The organism is Aeromonas sp. S19(2024) (genome assembly GCF_041402625.1).
In the GTDB taxonomy this organism is placed as follows: Bacteria; Pseudomonadota; Gammaproteobacteria; order Enterobacterales; family Aeromonadaceae; genus Aeromonas; species Aeromonas caviae.
Map to the genome: position 1 here is coordinate 891,938 of NZ_JBGLQU010000001.1, position 20,133 is coordinate 912,070.

Below are 20,133 nucleotides of genomic sequence, written 5' to 3' on the forward strand. Positions count from 1 at the left end.
CAAGGGGTGTAATGGGGGCTCACTTCAAGGAGCCATACCATGACCCCCAACCTGCTTGTTCTCAACGGCAACCCCAAACCCGACAGCCTCTGCCACGCTCTCGCCCGGGAGTATGCCCGCAGCGCCGAGCAAGGGGGCGCGCGCGTCACCCTGCATCACGTGGGGGAGCTCGCCTTCGCGCCGGATCTTCACCATGGCTATGACGAGGCGCAACCCCTCGAACCGGATCTGCAGGCGGTGCAACAGAGCCTGGTGCAGGCCCACCATCTGGTGATCGTCGCCCCCGTCTGGTGGGGCCACCTGCCAGCCCGGCTCAAGGGGCTGCTGGATCGCACCCTGCTGCCGGGTTTCGCCTTTCGCTACCAGCCGGGGAAGGCCCACCCGGAGCAGTTGCTCGCCGGCAAGACGGCGCGCCTGCTGCTCACCATGGACAGCCCCCCCTGGTATTACCGCTGGTGGCAGGGTGCCCCCCTGGAGCGCACCCTGGACAAGCCGGTGCTGGGGCTGTGCGGCATCCGGCTGACCCACCGCCAGCATCTGGGGCCCGTCCACACCTCGGATGAGGGGGCCCGCCAGCGCTGGCTTGCCCAAGCCGGGGCCGCCGCCCGCCAGGATGTGCAGCGGCTGGGCAGGCGTCCCGCCTAATCCCTGCCATGGGCATGTTTTGCCCATTAAAAAGCCCCGCAGTTGCGGGGCTTTTGTCGTCGAGGCGGAGGTTATTTTGCCGCGATGGCGTCTGCCATGGGGCTCTGGAACTCCTGCTCGGCTTCTGCGAAGCGATCCTGCATGGCCTTGGAGGGGGCCTTGTCCAGCAGGCTGAACAGCACGATGGCCAGGGTGGCAAACAGGAAGCCCGGGATGATTTCGTACAGACCCAGCCAGCCGAACTGCTTCCAGATGATGACGGTCAGGGCACCGACCAGCATGCCAGCCAGGGCGCCGTTGCGGGTCATGCGGGACCAGAGCACGGAGAGCAGCACCACGGGGCCGAAGGCGGCACCGAAACCGGCCCAGGCGTAGCTCACCAGCCCCAGCACCCGGTTTTCCGGGTTGGTGGCGACGGCGATGGCCACCAGGGCGATCAGCAGCACCATGGCGCGGCCGACCCACACCAGCTCTTTCTGGGAGGCGTTCTTGCGCAGGAAGGGCTTGTAGAGATCCTCGGTGATGGCGCTGGAGCAGACCAGCAACTGGCAACTGAGGGTGCTCATCACCGCCGCCAGGATGGCGGAGAGCAGCACGCCGGCAATCCAGGGGTTGAACAGGATCTTGGAGAGCTCGATGAAGACGCGCTCCGGGTTGGTGGTCACGCCGCCCGCCTGCTCGGTGAAGGTGGAGAAGTAGGCCAGGCCGAAGAAACCGATGGCCACGGCACCGCCCAGGCACAGCACCATCCAGGTCATGCTGATGCGACGGGCGCTGGCCATGGAGTGGTGGGAGTCCGCCGCCATGAAGCGCGCCAGGATGTGGGGCTGACCGAAGTAGCCCAGGCCCCAGGCCATCAGGGAGATGATGGCGATGAAGTCCAGGTTCTTGAACATGTCGAGGTTGCTGGCGTTCTGCGCCGCCACCTGCACCATGGCGGTGTCGATGCCGCCCACGGCGATGATGACGAACACCGGAGTCAGGATGAGGGCGAAGATCATCAGGGTCGCCTGCACGGTGTCGGTCCAGCTTACCGCGAGGAAGCCGCCGAAGAAGGTGTAGGTGATGGTGGCCGCGGCACCGATCCAGAGGGCGGTGTCATAGCTCATGCCGAAGGTGCTCTCGAACAGGCGGGCACCGGCCACCACGCCGGAGGCGCAGTAGATGGTGAAGAACAGCAGGATCACCAGGGCGGAGAGGATGCGCAGCACCCGGCTCTTGTCTTCGAAGCGGTAGGTGAAGTAGTCCGGCAGGGTCAGGGCGTTGCGGTTCTTCTCGGTGTGAACCCGCAGCCGACCGGCCACCCAGCGCCAGTTGAAGTAGGCGCCGATGATGAGGCCGATGGCGATCCAGCTCTCGGAGATACCGCCGATGAAGACGGCACCAGGCAGGCCCATCAAGAGCCAGCCACTCATGTCGGAGGCACCGGCGGAGAGGGCGGTCACCCAGCTCCCCATCCGGCGGCCGCCGAGAATGTAGTCGTCAAAGTTACGGGTGGCGCGATAGGCGATGAAGCCGATCAACACCATCCCGAGGATGTACACCAGAAAGGTGATGAGCATGGGGGTGCTAGCTGTCATTCAAAACTCCGTTATGTGACGTCTGTGCCCGTTCTTGCGACGGACTCTTCCTTAAAAAAACCGGCCTAGAGTAATCAGCAGATCGCCGGACCACAACCACTTTTAACAAATAAAAAACACATGGAAAACGTTTAACACCTAACCAAGCAACCACTCAATTGCAATAAGGCCGGATTTTATCCCGACCTGCCAAGGGTTTACCCTGATGATCCCCTCCCCCGCGCCATAAAAAAGCCCCGACAGTGGCCGGGGCTCGGAATACCGACGGGCGGGATCAGCGGTTGATGGCGATGGGCATGCCGCTGCGCTGCTCCAGGGCCTGCTTGACCAGCTGGGAGTCGCTGTCCGCGTGGGCGATGAAGCGGGTCACGGCGGTGGACATGGGCAGCGGGGCCGGCAGGCTGGAGTTGAACTCCTCCTGGTTGCGGGAGAGGGGCTGGTGCACTTCCAGGTAGCGGCGGCCATCCGGCTCGACAGAGGCCTTGATGGGCTGGTTCACGAACTGGACGCGGGTACCGACCGGGACCTGCTTGAACAGGTACTCGATGTCGTCGTTGCGCAGACGCACGCAGCCGTGGCTCACCCGCAGGCCGATGCCGAACTGGGCGTTGGTGCCGTGGATGGCGTACATCTTGCCGATGTAGAGCGCGAACAGCCCCATGGGGTTGTCCGGACCGGCCGGCCAGACCGCAGGCAGGGTCTCGCCACGGGCGGCGTACTCGGCGTGCATCTTCGCGGTCGGGGTCCAGGTCGGGCCCGCCTTCTTGCGCTGCACGCTGGTCACCCAGTCTTCCGGGGTGTCGGTGCCGAGCTGGCCGATGCCAATCGGCAGCACTTCCACCACCTTCTTGCCTTTGGGGTAGTAGTAGAGGCGCATCTCGGCCACGTTCAGCACGATGCCTTCACGGGGGGCATCCGGCAGGATCAGCTGATGCGGCACGACCAGCTTCTCGCCCGCCTGCAGCAGCAGGGGGTCTGCCTTGGGGTTGGCTTCCAGCATGTTGGTCAAGCCGAGCTGGAATCTGGCCGCTGCCGCTTCCAGGGGTTGGCCCGCCTCTTCCGGGGACACCACGTAGTCCAGGTTCTCCCCCACCAGGCGGCTGTTGGCTGCGGGCAGGGCATATTCGATGGCGAGGGCGGGCATGGCGGCCAGGATCAGGGAGCAGCACAGTGCGGCCGCCGTGTTGTGGAGGAGCTTCATAACTTTCCTGTGATAAAGGGGGTGGTTCAGCACTCTGGCCAGCGCGGAGGCGACGGGCGCGCCCGGGGCGAAGAGAAGGCCGCCATTTTTCTCCTCTGCCATGCAAATTTCAACCGCCACGTGCTGACGGGTCGGTGATTAAATACGGTGCCGCGCTGCGCCACGGCACCTTGTCATAAGCGGGATCAGCCGTTTTTCCAACTGTGCATATCATAACCGGTTGGCGACTGATGCAAACGCAGATGGAATTGCTCAATTATCGCAAATATGTGGTCGAAAATATCAGCCTGTATCCCTTCATACTCGGCCCAGGCGGTGGTCGCCGTGAAGCAGTAGATCTCCAGCGGCAGGCCGTCCGTGGTCGGTGCCAACTGGCGCACCATCAGGGTCATGTCCTTGCGAATGCCCGCATGGGCCCGCAGGTAGGCGTCCAGATAGGCGCGCAGGGTGCCGAGGTTGGTGAGGTGGCGACCATTGATGGGGCAGCTGATGGCATCGCTGAGCTGCTGGTTGTAGCTGCTGAGCTCCTGCTCTTTGCGGCTGAGGTAGGGCGCCAGCAACCTGGCCTGCTTGAGCTGCAACTGCTCCTGCGAGGTGAGGAAGCGCACGCTGGTCATGTCGATGTTGACGCTGCGCTTGATGCGGCGCCCGCCGGATTCGGTCATCCCCTGCCAGTTCTTGAAGGAGTCGGAGATGAGGGCATAGGTAGGGATGGTAGTGATGGTCTTGTCCCAGTTCGACACCTTGACCGTGGTGAGGCCGATGTCGGTCACCTCGCCGTCCGCCCCGTACTTGTCCATCTGCAACCAGTCACCGACACTCAGCATGCGGTTGGCGGAGAGCTGGATACCCGCCACCAGGCCGAGGATGGGGTCCTTGAACACCAGCATCAGGACCGCGGTCATGGCCCCCAGGCCGCTGAACAGGAAGAGCGGCGACTTGCCGAGCAGCAGGGCGATCATCAGGATGCCCACCAGGATGCTGGCCACCAGTTTCACCCCCTGGAAGATGCCACGCAGGGGCAGATCCCGCCCAAGCCGGGTATGACGGCTCAGGGAGAGCAGGCAGTCGAGCAGGGCGAACAGGGCCAGCAGCAGGAACAGCAGGATCCAGAGCTGGGCCAGCAACTCGATAAGCGCCAGGCTCTCGGACGCTTTGGGCAGCCAGATCTCCGCCTGACCGAGCAGCACGGCCCCCTGGAACACGAAGGCAAGCCGGTAGAAGAGGCGCTGCTGCAACTGGGGCGGCAGCCACATCTGCTTGGTCTTGCCAAGCAGCCCCACCAGGCGCACCAGCAGGATGCGGTGCAGCACCAGGTGCAGCACCATGGCGGTCAGCACGATGAACCCCAGGGCGATCACCAGGGCCATCATGGGGGTCACATCGACCCCCAGGCCTGACAACCAGTTGAAAAACATCTCTTTCATCGTTACCTCCGCAATATCACACAGCGGTCAGGGTACGCATCTGGTCCCCCATGTCAAATGACAGGCCGATCACTATTGCCGAAACGACAACGCCCGGCAGGGGCCGGGCGTTGTCATCACCAGAGGGTGCCTTAGCCGACCAGGCTCAGGGCATCACGGGCGATCACCAGCTCTTCGTTGGTGGGCATCACCAGGGCCAGACGGCTGCCTTCGACGGTGATGGGGCCTTCACCGCCCAGCACGGCGGCGTTGTTGGCCTCCTTGTCGATCTTGAAGCCGAGCAGGGCCAGTCGGGCCAGCACCATCTCGCGCACCATGGCGGCGTTCTCGCCGATGCCGCCGGTGAACACCAGGGCGTCAAGGCGACCATCCATGGCGGCAGCATAGGCACCGACGTACTTGGCAACGCGATAGGTGAAGACGTCCAGCGCACGCTTGGCACCGGCGTCGGTGGCGTAGTTGCCGGTGACGTAGCGGCAGTCACTGCTTTCCTCGGTCATGCCCAACAGGCCGGATTCGCGGGTCAGCACCTGGTTGATCTTGTCCACGCTGTAACCCAGGTTGTCGTGCATGAAGAAGACGATGGCAGGGTCGATGTCACCGGAGCGGGTGCCCATCGCCAGCCCTTCCAGCGGGGTCAGCCCCATGGAGGTGTCGACGGACTCGCCGTTCTTGATGGCGCAGACGGAGGCACCGTTGCCCAGGTGGCAGTTGATGATATTGAGCTCATGGAGCGGTTTGCCCAGCGCCTTGGCGGTCTCTTCGGCGATGAAGCGGTGGGAGGTGCCGTGGGCGCCGTAACGACGGATACCATTCTCGCGATAGAGCTTGTAGGGCAGCGCGTAGAGGTAGGCTTCCTCAGGCAGGGTCTGGTGGAAGGCGGTGTCGAACACGGCCACGTTCTTGTCGGCCAGGGCCGGGAACACCTTGAGGGCGGCACGGATGCCGATGAGGTGCGCCGGGTTGTGCAGGGGGGCAAACGGAATGGCGGCCTCGATGCCGGCGATCACGCCCTCATCGATGCGCACGGAGCGGGAGAACTGCTCGCCGCCGTGCACGATGCGATGGCCGATGGCGACCAGCTGATCGGCCAGGGCGGGATCCTGGGGCAGGATGTGGCCCACGATGTGGTCGAGGGCTTCCTGGTGCGCGGCACCGGCGCCCAGCATGGCGTCGCCCTTGACCCCGTGGAGTTTCCATTTGATACGTGCGTCATCCAGATTGAAGCATTCGGCCAGGCCGGACAGCATGTCCTCGCCCGTTTCAGCGTCCATTACGGCAAATTTCAGGGAAGAGCTACCGCAGTTAAGGATCAATACCAACTTGCTCATGTTCTACATCTTCCTGTGCTTCGGCTTTACGCCGACAGTGTCGTGTCATCCAGCGATGGATGGGATTCCCCTGCCGGGGGCTTATGGTCGCAGGAGGGTGCGTCCAATTTTTCAAATCGTTGGGCGCAGACCGTTCGTCTGGCGCGCGCGTCGAATCAGCGATTCGCAACGGGCCTCTGTTGGCCCAATCACTCGGGACTCCAGGCCCCGGTTGCCACTCAGGCGCCGGTCAGCAGCGACTGGTGAACCTTGACGACCAGCTTCTTGACCGGACCTGGGGTCGTCAGGGTACAGAGGGGGCGATGCAGTTCTCCCGGCCAGAAGATGGCGAAGTCGCCGGGCTGCAACGCCAGATAACTGGTCTGCTCGTCATCGACGAACCAGAGATCGGGGTGAGGATGATCGGCACCGTCCCGGCTGTAGGCGTGAGGGCCCACGCCGATCCACTCCTCGCCGCGCAGCAGCAGCTGGATGTCCAGATACTGCTCATGAAACTCGCCCCGGCGATCCGCCACCGGCTCTGTCAGATCCTCGCTCACCAGGCAGAACAGCGTGAGGCCGTCGACCTCCTGCTTGCCGAGGGGGGCGTGCAGCCAGCGTTCAACGCTTTGCACCACCTCGGCCACGATACGGTTCAGGGGGGCGGGCAAGGGGGTGCGTTGCAAGGTATCCAGACTGCCGGTGATCATGAGGTTCGCATCCTTAGATATATCTGTGGTCTATCTTTGTGCACCAATGAAAAAGGACCATTGAAGGTCCTTTTATCGTCTCGTCTGCCATCCGTGCAGACGGGGGCGCTGTCGCTTCCTAGCCGATGGCGCCGAGTCACTGTTGCATACTCGTCCGCCCCTGCCAAGAGATACTCGCCCATTCACCCGATGATCGTACCAGTTGAAACAATATTATTCACTACCCAATCTCCCCCGACTTTGACCAGACGCAAAAACGGGAGCATCTGCTCCCGTTTTTTTTCCATCACCCGCTCAAAGCGGTGCCATTCAAACCTTGCCGGCGTTTTCCACCGGCTTGGCGTACATGGCGCGCCAGATGGCTTTGTGCTCTTCCGGCACCTCGGACTGGCGAGTCAGGAAGGCACTCTGCTCTATGGTGCTGGCCTTGCCGGGCACATCCGCCGCGAGGTAGTTGCCCGGGAAGAGGCGATAGCTGCTCCAGATCGCCTTGTCGATGAGCGCCGCCAGCTCGTCCGGATCGCTGAAGCCCTCGGTGATAGGGGCGCCGAAGGAGACATGTACCCGCCCCTTCTGGCCGACGATGCCCGCGACGATACTCTCGATGTCCTCGAACTCGCCCTTCTCGTAGCTGCCGTTGACCGACTTCTCGTAGAGCTCGCGCGCCTTGGCCTTGTCGGTGGGATCCAGCTCGTAGCTGATGCTCACCGGCACGATGTTGAGGCTGCGCATGTAGTCGACGAACTCGATCTTCTGCTTCTTGCCGTCCACGTAGAACATCTTGAGGATGGCAGGATCGGTCTTGTCATCGCCATTCTTGGCGCGCCCTTCCTTCTGGGCGATCCAGATGGAGTGCCCCTCGTGCACCGACTGGCCGATGTAGGCCGACAGCTCCCCGAGGGCCTTCATCATCTCCCGCGGTCCCTTGGCGGAGCGCTTGACGATGAAGCTCTTGTTGAGCTTCATCAGCTCGGTGGCGCAGGGCTTGCGCAGCAGGTTGTCGCCGATGGCGATGCGCACGGTATCGAAACCGTGGGTGTGCAGTCCCCAGTTGACGAACGCCGGATCCATGGCGATGTCCCTGTGGTTGGAGACGAACAGGTAGCCCTGCTCCTTCTTGAGGTGTTCGAGCCCGGAGAAGCTCACCCCCTGGGTGGAGGTGGCGATCATTCGGGTCATGTAGCGGGTCACCCCCATCTGTACCTGATGGATGGTGCTGACCTTGGCCCACTTGTGGCGCAGGAACTGGCGGATCAGCGGGCGAATGGCCCAACCCAGCCAGCTCATCAGGGAACCGAAGCGGTATTTGGCGATGGCGCCGATAAACTCGTCATCCTGGATCAGCCGCTCGATGGCAGCCGGTACTTCTTCATCGCGATAGGGGCGAATGTCCGCGAATCTATCTACTTCTGTCACAATGTCTGCCTTGCATGTATGGAGTCGCGGCCTGCGTCTGCTGGCCGGGAAAATTCAGGGCGCAATTTTACACGCTTTTATCCCCAGGGGTATGAGAGGCGTACAGATAGTGCGATCTTGCAGTGAAAAAGCGATGGCGGTCACCCGCCAGCCCCCCTTTCGACAACGGCTGCGCTAGCCAGCGGGATTGATGAGCGCGGTGAGGACGTGGTCCTCCCAGCGGCCGTTGATCATCAGATAGTCCCGAGCGTATCCCTCCTGCTCGAACCCCAGCCGTTCGAGGAGCGCGCCGCTTCGCAGGTTCGCGGGCATGTAGCTGGCCATGATGCGATGCAGGCCCCGCTCCCGGAACAGGTGATCGATGCCAGCGGCCACCACCTCCTGCATCAGGCCCTGCCCCTCGTGCTCCTTGTCGATGGCATAGCCCAAGTGGCACGCCTTGAACATGCCCATCACAATGTTCGTGAAATTGCAGGTGGCGAGCACCCGCTCCCCCCTGGGATCGAGCGCCACCAGTTGCACGGCACTGCCCTCGAAATAGTGGCCGTAACCGTCGCGCAAGCGGGTCTGCCAGTGGGCCAGGGTGTAGAAGCTCTCCTCCCGCCTGGGCTCCCAGGGGGACAGGTGGGTGCGATTGCGCAGATAGAAATCCACCATCAGGCAGGCCCGCTCCGGGGTCAGCACGGTCAGCCGGGTACGGGGGGTGGCAATGTGGGGCAGCGTCGTCATCTCACCCTCAGGAGGTTGGAAGCGGACAGGAAGGTCATCAGAGATCCCTCAGCCTCAGCCACTCGTCCCGCAGCAGGCCGTAGTGCACATGATCCACCACCCTGTCCGCCAGCCGCTCCGCCCGCCGGGTCATCCCCTCCTGGGTCATTCCCAGCCGCTCGCACACGGCCCGGCTCGCCTCGTTCTCGAGGGCGGCGCTGATCTCTACCTTCTCCATCCCCATCTCCTCGAAGGCGTGATGGATCAGGGCCTGGCAGGCCCGGGTGATGATGCCGTGCCCCTGCCAGCGCTCCGCCAGCCAGTAGCCGATGGTCACCTTGCTGAGATCCTGATCGATCTGGTTGTAACCGATGACGCCGACCACCTCCCCCTGATACTCGATGGCCGTGGTCAGCCCCTCCCCCCGGGCAAACTTCTCGATGGCGTGGCGAATGAAGGTGGCGCTGTCGGCGGGCTGCTGGATGTGGGGCACCCAGGGCAGCCACTGGGAGAGGTAGTCGCGGTTGCGCTGGCAGAGGCGAAACAGCTCGCTGGCCATGTCGGGTTGCAGGAACAGGAGCGCCAGCTCGTCATCCAGTTGCCATGAAAACATCGCCACTCCTCCCCGGTTCCGCTCCGGCCATCTGCCGTCATGGGAGCCAATGTAGTCAATCAATCCCTTGTTTGCCAAGGACTTTTCAACCGGCTTCCCCGCTGGCAACCCCCATATGGCGATCCCCATGCGGGCACCTTGATCCCAAGGTCATCAATCACCCCTCACAGCGGTTCAACATGCTGCCATTACCAGTATTTGTGGATGATTGGCGCTGTAAAAGTGAATCGTGCTACCTGTTTTCGCTGCCCTGTGACAAATGACAGGCCGTTATTTTCCCCCTTCCCACTAGTGTAAGAGCGCCGGGCAACGGACCCGGCGTGTAATCTTCATCGACTAAGGAAAGACGAGATGAACAAAGTCTATTTGGCCGTCATGCTGGCCTGCTGGGGAAGCGCCGCCATGGCGGCAGAACAGGTGGAAGTGAACCAGGTCTCCGACCTGACCGGTGCGGTGAGCGGCGCCGCCAAGATTGGCGCCCTTGGCGCCGGGGATGGCGAGTTTCGCAAGGTACGGGCGGTGACGCTGCCCAATGGCCAGCAGCGGATACGCTATGAGCAGACCTGGCAGGGGATTCCGGTGTGGGGCCAGGTTCTGGTGGCCGATCAGGCGCTGGGGGGCCAGGTCAATCAGGTGTCCGGCACCATGCTGCGCAAGATCGATGCCGACCTGACGGGCCCGGCCGTTGCCCTCTCCGCCAGCGACGCCGCACGCCAGGCTCGCAGCGGTGCCAAGGGGAGCAACGAACAGGTCAAGCTGTTCGTGATGCAGGATCAGACCGGCCAGGCCAGACTGGTCTATCTGGTCTCCTGGCTCGCCGCCAGCAAGGAACCGAGCCGCCCCTTCGTGATGATCGACGCCCAGACCGGCAGCGAGCTCAAACGCTGGGAGGGGATCAACCACAAGGACGCCACCGGCCCGGGGGGCAACGTCAAGACCGGCAAGTATTTCTACGGCGCCGACTTTGGCCCCCTGCAGGTAGATGACAACTGCCGCATGACGGGGACCAACGTGGACACCCTCAACATGAATCACGGCACCACGGGGGGCACCATCCACCAGTTCACCTGCCCGGAGAACACGGTCAAGGAGATCAACGGTGCCTATTCCCCTCTCAACGATGCCCACTACTTCGGCAACGTGGTGTTCGACATGTACCGCAACTGGTACAACACGGCGCCGCTGAGCTTCAAGCTCAAGATGCGGGTGCACTACAGCCGCAACTACGAGAACGCCTTCTGGGACGGCAGCCAGATGACCTTCGGCGACGGGGCCACCACCTTCTATCCGCTGGTGAGCCTGGATGTGGCGGCCCACGAGGTGAGCCATGGCTTCACCGAGCAGAACTCAGGACTGGTCTACTCCGGTCAGTCTGGCGGCATCAACGAGGCCTTCTCCGACATGGCGGGGGAAGCGGCCGAATACTACATGAAGGGCAGCAACGACTGGCTGGTGGGGGCCCAGATCTTCAAGGGCAACGGCTCCTTGCGCTACTTCGAGGACCCGGCCCGGGACGGCAAGTCCATCGGCCACGCCAGCGATTACTATGACGGCATCGACGTGCACCACAGTTCCGGGGTCTACAACCGCGCCTTCTACCTGCTGGCCAACACCAGCGGCTGGCAAACCCGCAAGGCGTTCGAGGTGTTCGTGCTGGCCAACCGCCTCTACTGGGGCCCCAACACCACCTTCGATCAGGGGGCGTGCGGGGTGACCAGGGCCGCCACGGATCTCGGCTACAGCGTGAGCGACGTGGCAGCCGCCTTCACCGCCGTCGGGGTCAATGCCACCTGCGGCGGCACCACACCCCAACCGGGCAGCGTGCTGCAAAACGGGGTACCGGTGAGCAATCTCACCGCCGCCAAGGGGGGCAAGCTGAACTTCACCGTCGAGGTGCCCGCCGGCAGAAGCCAGCTGGTGGTGACCAGCAGCGGCGGCAGCGGGGATGCGGATCTCTACGTGAAGTTCGGCAGCGCGCCGACCGCCAGCAGCTATGACTGCCGCCCCTACAAGAGCGGCAATGCCGAAACCTGTACCCTGAACGCCCCCAAGGCGGGGACCTGGCACGTGCAGCTGAGCGGGTTCAGCGCCTTCTCCGGCGTCACCCTCAAGGCCAGCTACTGAGTCTGAGCGGGCATCAAGGGGAATAAGCGAAGAGCGCCGGCCTGGTCCGGCGCTTTTTTATGTCCGCTTGCCCGACCAGCGCCGGGCAAGGGTACGGGCCGCCTCCAGCACCCGCTCCTTGGCGGGATTGGGGCGCTTGCCGCTGCGCCAGGCCATCATCACGTCCCAGTGATCCGGTGGCAGATCCACCACGTCCAGCTTCACCAGGCGACCGAACTCCAGATCCCGGGTGATGGCGAGCGCCGGCATCAGGGTGATGAAGCCGTGCTCCAGCGCCAGCTCCCGCGCCGCACTTGCTGGCTGGATGGCGTGCAGCGGGCTCGCCACCTGACGCAGCAAACGCAACTGCAGGATCAGCTCGTCGCAGCCCGTCCCCCACTGCTGGGGCGCCAGCCGCTCGTTGGCAATGTCCTGCAGGGTCAGCCCCTGCCGCCCGGCCAGCGGGTGGGTGACGCAGGCCACGGCGATGATGGGGGAACGGTAAAGCAGTTCGAGCTGGATGCCCGCGATGGCAGGGCACTTGAGAATGAAGCCCACGTCGGTCTCGCCGGTCAGCAACTCCTGCATGATGATGCCAGAGTGATCCGTGTTGCAGCGGATCTCGAAGGTCTCGTCCACCAGGGCCAGCAGCAGGGGGCCGAACACCGCCGTGGTCAGAGAGGGGAGGCAGGAGAGCCGGATCCGCGGCAATGCAGGCGCCCCCTGCATCGCCAGCCGCCCCCCTTCCAGTGCGCTCAGGGCCGCGGTCGCGGCAGGCAGAAACTGCTCGCAGGCCGGGGTCGGGGTGGCCCCCCGACGATGGCGACGGAACAGGGACTGGCCCAGCTCCTGCTCCAGCACGGCAATGCGCTGGCTCACCATGGGTTGTGACCAGCCGCGAATGGCGGCCACCTTGCTGAAGCTGCCACGGTTGGCCACATCCAGCAGCAGTTGCAAATCGTCGAGGGTCATAGCCATAACCAAATCCAATATGAAATATAGCCAGTTGTCGGCTACCACTATATCTGGAGCCCCACCAGAATAGCAGCATCAATCGTCATGAACCGGCTGAACGCCACCGAGCCAGGGAGTTGTCATCCCCCTTGGCTCTGTTTGGTGACGGCGCCGTTCGGGCAAGAAAGACAACAATATCAGCGAAGCAAACAGAGGTATCAGGGTCATGGTGGATCGGGCGAGGCGGTTGGGGCGGTGGTTCTTGGCATTGGATTCCCTGCTGGTGATCCTGGGCTTTTTCGTGGTGATGCCCATGATCAGCCTGCGCTTCGTCGACCAACTGGGCTGGGCCGCCGGTGTGGTCGGACTGGCACTGGGGCTGCGTCAGCTTACCCAGCAAGGGCTGGGGGTCTTTGGCGGCTCCCTCGCCGACAAGTTCGGGGCGCGCCCCCTCATCGTCTGCGGCATGCTGCTGCGGGCGCTGGGGTTTGCCAGCCTGGCCTATGCCCAGAGCGGATTGGAGCTGATCCTCTCCTGCATCATCTCGGGGCTGGGTGGCTGCCTGTTCGATCCCCCCCGCGCCGCCCTGGTGATCAAGTTCACCCGGCCACGGGAGCGGGGTCGCTACATCTCCCTGCTGATGATGCTGGAGAGCGCCGGCGCCGTGGTGGGAGCCCTGCTTGGCAGCTGGCTGCTCAACTTCGATTTTGAATATGTCTGCCTGCTGGGTGCCGGTCTCTTCGTCTGCGCCGCCCTGTGCAACCTGCTGATCCTGCCCCCCTACAAGCTTTCGGTACGTCCGACGCCGATCCGGGACGGCCTCGGCCAGGTGCTGGCGGACAAGGCTTTCTGCCGACTGGTGCTGATCCTGAGCGGCTACTACGCGCTCTGGGTGCAGGTCATGCTGATCTTCCCCATTCTGGTCAAACAGATGGCGGGCAGCACCACGGCGGTGGGCTGGATGTATACCCTGGAGACGGCCATCTCCCTGGCCCTGCTCTACCCCCTTGCCCGGTTCGGCGAGCGCCACTTCAAGCTGGAGAACCGCCTGATGGCGGGGGTGTTGCTGATGACCACGGGGATCGGGCTGGTGGCCTTTGCCACCACCTTGCCCGCCGTCTTCCTGCTGCTCGCCTGCTTCTATCTCGGCATCGTCATCGCCGAGCCGGCGCGGGAAACCCTGATGACCAAGCTGGCACAACCGGGGGCGCGGGGCAGCTACATGGGCTTCAGCCGACTGGGGCTGGCGCTGGGGGGCATGACGGGTTACGTGGGGGGCGGCGCCCTGCACGACTACGCCATGGCCCAGGGGCAACCCTGGTTGCCCTGGCTGGTGCTCGGCACCGTCGGTGTCACCACCCTGCTGCTGCTGGCCAACTGCTTCCAGCGCGGCTCTCGCCTGGCAGGGGTCAACGCCTGATCCCTGAGCACACATGCAGTCGACATAGTCCCCCGGGCGCCCCTCATTCGAGTCGGCGCCCTTCTTTTATCCGGCAACACAGGATCGACGACCAGCCTCCCCATGCTAGTCCCTCGTCCCTATTTTCCTCACTTCACTGACCGAATCGCGCACATAAAAAAAGCGGCAGATTGCTCTGCCGCTTTGTGTCCATCTGGCTGGGTTACTTGTCGATATCCAGCATGTGATTGTTCGGATTTAACATGTAATCGATCACCTGGTTGGCAGTGGTCCCCGACCCCCCCGTCAGGGTGTCGAAGGTGTGGTTCATCAGCACTATCTCCTGGGTCACCGGCGCGGCACTGCTCTCCTTGACCTGCAGATGCACCCCTTCGCTGTCCTGGAACACCGAGAGCAGGCTCTTCAGGGAGCTCTCGCTCTTGCTGCCATCGCTGTCGAGCAAGTCGCTCAGATCCAGCTTGTCCCCTTCCGACTTGCTGAAATCGACGATGTAGTCCTTGGCCACCTTGCCGACTTCGGTATCCCCCTTCAGCCAGATGAAGGTATCGGATCCCGCATCCCCCTTGAGGATATCATTGCCAAGCCCGCCGACCAGGATGTCATTGCCCAGACCGCCGCTCAGGGTATCGTCGCCGATACCGCCAAATAGGGTGTCGTTGCCGCTGCCACCATAGAGGCGATCGTTGCCGCTCTCGCCATAGAGGGTGTCGTTGCCGGCACCACCGAACAGGGTGTCGTTGCCAGCTCCGCCGAACAGGAAGTCATCGCCCCCCTGGCCGAACAGGATGTCGTTGCCATCACCGCCGAGGAGGGTGTCACCCTTGTCATTGGTCGACGACTGATCGAACTCGCTGGCGTGATCCGTGATGTAGGAATGCACCTGGGCATCGGTCACCGACCCGGCCCCCAGCTTGCCGCTCACATACTGCTTGATGGCCGCATACCCTTCCCCGCTGATGCCGGTGAAGCGTACCGCGTCGCCAAACAGGATGTCGTCGCCCGCACCGCCATCGATCCGGTCACTGCCCGGCTTGTTGTTGATGGAGGTTCCCAGAATGGCATTGGCCAGATCGGAGGCTGATACGTTGAACTGCACCACCTGATCGCTATCGAACTGCTTCAGGGTATCGATGGAGACCTTGCTACCGATGCCGATGGCCTGCAGCACTACATTGTTTGCCTCCAGCAGCGGCAGCACGCTCAATGCGTTGTTTCTGGCTGTGTCATTGGTATACCCAGAAATGTAAGCATCTGAGATTTCGAAGCTTCCGTCTCCCTGGGGTTTAAGGGTTCCAATGATGCTATATTCCCATTTCTTTCCATTCTGTGACCACTGTCTGACATCGCCGTTGGCATCCACTATCACCCTCTGATCGCCCCCGATATTGGCGTAGAAGGCCTTGCCCGGTACGTAGTTGTTGACGTTGACAAAGGTATCCAGCCTTTGCACAGTCTTGGTGTTCACCACCGGATTGGTATTTTCGTTGTAGAAGAAGGAGTTGGGTGCCCCATCGGTGATGAAATAGGCCAGATTCTTCGCATTGGTGTTGTTCTTGGCTATGTCACTGTTGAACCAGTTCGAGGTCGCCTTGAGCGGGTCCTCATAGTTGGTATATCCCTCATAGCCATTCATCTGACTAATAACATCCTCCAACAACCCCGAAGCATTGGGATCTTTCAGATCCACGCTGACGGAACGCTTGACCTGGGTATCAAAATCGACCAGGAAGACGTTGACCTTGCCCGCAGCCTCCTTGCCCGCGCTCGCCTGAAGATCTTCGAACACCTGAATCAGCTGATTTCTAATCGTCGCCATATCGTCACCAATACTGCTCGATGTGTCGACCATAAAGGCAAGGTTGTAGTTCTGGCCTGGCAGCACCACGCTACCGTCCAGATCCCCCACCACGATATTGTGTTCACTGCCATAGGTCCGGTTCTGATCGCCAGGTTCACCTTCGGTGGACTGGAAGTAGCTCAGACGGATGCTGTCACTGTCGGTCGCGGTACTGGTTTGATCGGTACCCACCTCCTTGGCGATGGCCTCGACCTTGAGATCCACCAGACCGGCGCTGCTGCCCGGCACTCGCAGCGTCAGTCCGCTCAACTTCACATCCAGCGCGCTCGCACTCCACAGACCGCTGTTGACGGTGAGGGTAAGCTTGCCATCAACCCCGACGGTGCCCAGCAACTGGCTGCCCTTGTAGAGCTCGGAGCCTTTGGGCATCCCGCTTAGTACCAGGCTGTCGAGCACTTCGCTGCCATCCCGATCGCTCAGGGAGGCGCTCACCTCCAGCGGGTAGTCGACCACCACCGGCTGCACCAGGGTCAGCACGCCCGTATCCTGATTGATCTGGTAGACACCGTCGGCGAACTGGACATACTCCACGTCGTGCAGCGCCTTGGTGATGCCGACCCCCTTCTCCGTGACGGAGAAGTTGAACCAGCGATCATTGATCGAGTATCCGCTGCCCTTCGTGATGGCGTAGTCGGCACGGTTGCCGGACAGTACAGCGATATCTTTATCACCAGCACCGCCATAGAGAGTATCGCCACCCAACCCAGCGACCAGAATGTCGTTTCCAACGCCGCCGTCGAGGGTATCGCCCGACACTGAGTTGCCACCGACCAGCACGTCATTGCCGTTGCCACCGACGAAGTGGTCTCCGCCCCCCTTCTGGCTCACGATGTAGTCGTTGCCATCACCACCCACCACGGTTTCCTTACTAGAAGTGCTATCGGTCAGAGTGTTGGTGATCCCGAGGGCCCCCTTGTCGAAGTTGCCGGACTGGAACTGGCCCGTGGTGATCCCCGCGCTCGGGAAACTCTGGCTGTAAGACGGCATGCCATTCCCCATCAGGGTGACGTTGACCGTGGGCTTGTCGGCCACCGCCGCCACGTCGATCACCAGCTTGCTGCCGTTGCTGAGGTTGGCACCGTCGCTTATCTGATAGCCGATGCTGGCATAGTCGCCCTTCATGTTGCCGACCACGGCGCCGTTGCCGTTGGCGGCATGGGTGCTCGATTCGTTCAGACCGGGCACGAAGCGCAGATGGCCTGCGTTCACCTCGGCATAGGAGATGAGGGATCCGGTTTGCACCGCAACCCACTGCCCAGCCGCATTGAGGTATTCGAGGGTACCGTTCAGCGGCAGGGTGTTGATCTGCACCCCGAGATCGGTCGCGTCCTGATCATCGCTGGCACCGAACTGGGCCCAGGTCAGGACCTGGGGCTGATCTTCGGCACCGGTGCTGTGGCCGCCAGCCGCCGTCGGCGCCCGATCGTTGTCCACTATGGTACCGGTCCCGCTCTGACCACCGATGGTCACCGAGAGGGTCTCGTTCGTCTCGACCAGGCGATCGTTTACCGTCGGGATGGTCACCGTGAAGTCTGTCACGCCCGCCGGTACCGTGATCTTGCCGGTGGTGCTGTTGTAGGTCACGCCGTTGCTGAACTGGGCATTGCCCCAGTCCTGGTAGGAGGCGGGGTTGTTGCCCGATCCGCGAATGGCGAAATCGTATTCGGTCGCTTCCTGGGTCGCATCGGACAAGGTGACCTTGTGCAACAGGTTGCCCCCTTCAGTCACGCTCTCACTGGAGACACCCTGAACCAGCGGCGTGAACAGAGGCTTGGTGGCGAAGGAACCAATGCTGGCGTCACCGTCACCATCCACCACCCGGATCTGGAAGTCGATGTCACCATCACCCAGGGGTTTGGACATGCGCTGGTACTGGAAGAACTCCCACTTGCCGGTGGCTGGGGTGAACTCCAACCTGAACACCAAAGTGCCGTCACTGGCTTCGCCATACAGGGTATTGGGTAGACCTGCTTTGCTGGAAATTGAGATCTCTTTACCAGTAGCTGTCATCAAACCCACTTCATTGGATCCCAAAAGCGCTATATGCCCCTTGCCATCAGCACCCCATTGCGGTGCAACCGTACCCGAACCATAGGCAATTGCCTGCGGCGTATCAGCCCCCAGAAACTCGATAGACTTGACGGTAAAGTCGCTGTTGTCTTTGGTATTGATGTTGCCGTTATTGGTCGCCTTGATCACCATGGTATCGAAGCCACCCTGCTGCACCTGGAAGTTCTGGTTGAACTCTCCGCCCGCTGCATCCGATCTGAATGAAAGTGTGGAAATCAATACGTTGTCTCGGTAGAACTCCACGACCCCGCTCTCCAGCTCGCCACCAAACATCTTGCTGAACTTGATGTTGGCGCCGTAGGCAACCTTGCCCGCATCCAGCGTGACGATAAGCCGCTCGGATACGGAAGAGCCATCAGCAAAATGGCGGAAGTCAATTTCATTGGCGAGGTTGTGGTAAGGCGCAGCACCGCTAGCCACCCCCAGCCCCGAGCTGGAGCCGTTGACATCCGCCGTTACCAGTGAGGAATCGGTTGCCGACTTGAAGCCCAAGGCGCTGATGGTAAAACCCGCCATGTTCAGGGTGCTCTGGTTGTCACTGTACTTGGTCAGATCGAAGAACCCGGTCAGCACGTTCGGAATATCGGTCTTCACCACGGAAACGGCATCGCTGTTGCCAGCAATGGGGGAGTCGTCCTCCACGCTGACATCCAGCTTGCCCTTGGTGACGCCGCTGCCATCGGAGACCTCCACGTCCAGCTGGAACGACAGCTTGTCTTCCGAGGTCGTATCCCCGTGGTCGAGTGGCTCCTTAAGGGTCACATCATAAGTCCACGCTCCCTTGCCGCTGGCATTGGGTGCCGTCAGCTTGACCTCGACCACAGCCTTGTAATCGGCGCCGCCAATCGCCCCCGTGTAGCCGACCAGCGTCTTGCTGCCCGCATCCCAGCTCCACTGGACCTTGGCCCCACCGGATGTCAGCCCGGCCGGTCCGTTCAGGGAGATGCTGAGCGTGCTGCTGTCGATGTCGCCCACCGAGAGGGTACCGGACGCCTTGATGGCGTTGGTGGTATCCGGGTTGCCGACCGTGTCGGCAATACCGTTTGCCAGCCCCTCTTCGGAGACGACAGCCCCGTTGGAGATGGTCAGCGTCGGCAGATCGTTGACCGCATCCACCTTGATGGTCACGGTTGCGGGACTCGCATCCACGGCGCCGTCGTTGTCTACCGCCGCATAGTTGAAGGTGGTGTTGCCGTTCCAGTTCGCATTCGGAGTGAAGGTGAGCTTGCCGGCGTCCGCCACCGCAATGCTCTGATCCACCGTCACAGCCACCCCGTTCAGATAGAGGATGCCGTTGGCAGGCAGGCTCTTGATGGTGAAACTCACCACGTTGCCATCGATGTCGCTGCCACTGAGGGTCGGAATGGCGATGCTGGCGGCATCTTCCTGACCGTTTGCCTGCTTGTTTGCCGTCTCCGGCGCTTCATTCAGGATCTGCGCGTTGTCGCTGCCCGGCAGCGAGACGTTGCCCGCCTTGTCGGTCTGGGTCGCCGTCACCGTCAACGACTTGCCGTTGGCCGGGGTCGTTTCCGTCCAGCTGATGGTGCCATTCTGATAGCCGTAGCTCTTGCCATTGCTTGCCAGCAGGGTGCCATCGGCCTTGAGCGTCAACTGGACAGTGCTGTTCACCCCGCCATTGTTGATGGTCAGCGTCACCTTGCCGCCCGCAACCAGGTCTGCGTGATTGATTCCGGCGCGAACCTGGATCTGATCATTGCCAATCTCGGCCTTGGTCAGCATCTGGTCGTTGTTGGCATCATCCACGATAACCACGGTCGGGGCATTGGGGGCCAGGGTGTCGATCGCGGTGTCGTCACTGCCGCCAGTGCCCACGTTGCCGTTGAGATCGGTGTAGCTGCCGTCCTTGACGGTGACGCTGGCGGTGCCTTCAAAGCCCGGCGTCGGGGTGAAGGTCGCCGTCCAGGTCTTGCCGCCATCGGCGGTGGTCAGCCCGGTCACGGTGCCGCCCACCACGGTCAGATCGCCCAGCTCGAACCCGGTCACCTTCTCGCTGAAGGTGAAGGTCACCGGACTGGTCTCACCCACGGTCAGCTTGTCGTCAACAATGTTGACTTCCACGCTCGGGGCCGAGGTGTCCACCGGGGCACGGTCGCTGCC

The 20,133-nt window shown here is 62.3% G+C and carries 13 protein-coding genes; 3 read left to right on the forward strand and 10 right to left on the reverse strand.

Annotated features, from left to right (window positions below):
* Window positions 1-39 precede the first annotated feature (39 nt).
* Complete coding sequence (locus ACB037_RS04305) at window positions 40-645, forward strand: NAD(P)H-dependent oxidoreductase (protein WP_216987659.1); 606 nt, start codon at window positions 40-42, stop codon at window positions 643-645.
* 71 nt (window positions 646-716) lie between these two features.
* Here ACB037_RS04305 and putP read toward each other — a convergent pair whose 3' ends face one another.
* The 8 genes from putP to ACB037_RS04345 all read right to left on the reverse strand — a co-directional run bounded on the left by putP (window position 717) and on the right by ACB037_RS04345 (window position 9,610).
* Entirely contained in the window at window positions 717-2,225 is a 1,509-nt protein-coding gene (putP, locus tag ACB037_RS04310; RefSeq protein ID WP_171865867.1) for a sodium/proline symporter PutP, read from the reverse strand.
* A 274-nt stretch (window positions 2,226-2,499) separates the two neighbouring features.
* A complete protein-coding gene (locus ACB037_RS04315; RefSeq protein WP_010675523.1) occupies window positions 2,500-3,426 on the reverse strand; it encodes a L,D-transpeptidase family protein in 927 nt (308 codons plus the stop codon).
* Between the two features lie 185 nt (window positions 3,427-3,611).
* Window positions 3,612-4,853 (reverse strand): mechanosensitive ion channel family protein, encoded by a 1,242-nt coding sequence (locus ACB037_RS04320; RefSeq protein ID WP_010675524.1) that lies wholly within the window; start codon window positions 4,851-4,853, stop codon window positions 3,612-3,614.
* Window positions 4,854-4,984: 131 nt separating this feature from the next.
* Window positions 4,985-6,184: an acetate kinase gene (locus tag ACB037_RS04325; RefSeq protein WP_041215759.1), complete on the reverse strand. Its 1,200-nt coding sequence runs from the start codon at window positions 6,182-6,184 to the stop codon at window positions 4,985-4,987.
* 218 nt (window positions 6,185-6,402) lie between these two features.
* Window positions 6,403-6,873 (reverse strand): YhcH/YjgK/YiaL family protein, encoded by a 471-nt coding sequence (locus ACB037_RS04330; protein WP_010675526.1) that lies wholly within the window; start codon window positions 6,871-6,873, stop codon window positions 6,403-6,405.
* Between the two features lie 309 nt (window positions 6,874-7,182).
* Window positions 7,183-8,289, reverse strand: a complete 1,107-nt coding sequence (locus ACB037_RS04335; RefSeq protein WP_113068921.1) for a 1-acyl-sn-glycerol-3-phosphate acyltransferase — start codon at window positions 8,287-8,289, stop codon at window positions 7,183-7,185.
* A 174-nt stretch (window positions 8,290-8,463) separates the two neighbouring features.
* Window positions 8,464-9,018 (reverse strand): GNAT family N-acetyltransferase, encoded by a 555-nt coding sequence (locus ACB037_RS04340; protein ID WP_286700844.1) that lies wholly within the window; start codon window positions 9,016-9,018, stop codon window positions 8,464-8,466.
* Between the two features lie 37 nt (window positions 9,019-9,055).
* Window positions 9,056-9,610: a GNAT family N-acetyltransferase gene (locus ACB037_RS04345; protein WP_042879697.1), complete on the reverse strand. Its 555-nt coding sequence runs from the start codon at window positions 9,608-9,610 to the stop codon at window positions 9,056-9,058.
* A 351-nt stretch (window positions 9,611-9,961) separates the two neighbouring features.
* Between ACB037_RS04345 and ACB037_RS04350 the strand changes: the two genes are divergently transcribed.
* Window positions 9,962-11,734, forward strand: coding sequence for a M4 family metallopeptidase (locus tag ACB037_RS04350; protein ID WP_371174927.1), 1,773 nt, complete (start codon window positions 9,962-9,964; stop codon window positions 11,732-11,734).
* Window positions 11,735-11,791: 57 nt separating this feature from the next.
* Here ACB037_RS04350 and ACB037_RS04355 read toward each other — a convergent pair whose 3' ends face one another.
* On the reverse strand, window positions 11,792-12,691 hold the full coding sequence (locus tag ACB037_RS04355; protein WP_371174928.1) for a LysR family transcriptional regulator: 900 nt from the start codon (window positions 12,689-12,691) through the stop codon (window positions 11,792-11,794).
* A gap of 202 nt (window positions 12,692-12,893) precedes the next feature.
* Here ACB037_RS04355 and mdtH point away from each other — a divergent pair, with 202 nt between their 5' ends.
* On the forward strand, window positions 12,894-14,087 hold the full coding sequence (gene mdtH / locus ACB037_RS04360; protein WP_029314794.1) for a multidrug efflux MFS transporter MdtH: 1,194 nt from the start codon (window positions 12,894-12,896) through the stop codon (window positions 14,085-14,087).
* A 202-nt stretch (window positions 14,088-14,289) separates the two neighbouring features.
* On the opposite strand, the gene ACB037_RS04365 is transcribed toward mdtH, so the two are convergent.
* Window positions 14,290-20,094 carry an Ig-like domain-containing protein gene (locus tag ACB037_RS04365; protein ID WP_371174929.1) on the reverse strand — a complete coding sequence of 1,935 codons (5,805 nt, stop codon included), beginning with the start codon at window positions 20,092-20,094 and terminating at the stop codon, window positions 14,290-14,292.
* Window positions 20,095-20,133 lie beyond the last annotated feature (39 nt).